Here is a 567-nt window from a genome sequence, read left to right as displayed (position 1 = left end):
AGCTTGGGTAATGGTATAGTTTTGTGTTAAAGTTCCACTGGCGTTTGGAGCTAAAGTACTCGGACTTACCGCTACATTGGTCAATCCTAATTTAGCATCCGTAACCACTGCATTGGTAAGAGTTGTATTGCCTGTGTTGGTGATGGTAAAGGTATACGTAATGGTATCGCCTACTTGTGCTACTGTTGCATTGCCATTGTAAACGGCTGTTTTAACCAACGCTACGCTTGATGTTTTTGGAACAGTTGTTACCGTTGCGGTATCATTCGTAGTTGTTGTTCCCGACGTATCTGAAACTGTCGCATTTGATGGATCAGTGGCGCTTCCTATTGCTGAATTCGTAACGCTTCCCGCATCGATATCAGCTTGGGTAATGGTATAGTTTTGTGTTAAAGTGCCGCTGGCGTTTGGTGCCAAAGTACTCGGGCTTACTGCAACATTGGTCATTCCTAATTTAGCATCGCTTACAACGGCATTGCTGAGAGTCGTATTACCCGTGTTGGTGATGGTGAAGGTATACGTAATGGTATCGCCTACTTGAGCTGCAGTGGCATTGCCATTGTAAAC

The 567-nt window shown here is 44.6% G+C and carries 1 protein-coding gene; it reads right to left on the bottom strand.

The features are described from left to right. The coding region (locus KBJ98_RS15230) for a DUF7507 domain-containing protein (RefSeq protein WP_210791952.1) at positions 1 to 567 on the bottom strand (567 nt) is incomplete at both ends.

Origin of the sequence: Flavobacterium erciyesense, assembly GCF_018069925.1 — a bacterium.
Lineage (GTDB): Bacteria > Bacteroidota > Bacteroidia > Flavobacteriales > Flavobacteriaceae > Flavobacterium > Flavobacterium erciyesense.
This window is presented reverse-complemented; position numbering and strand designations above follow the sequence as displayed.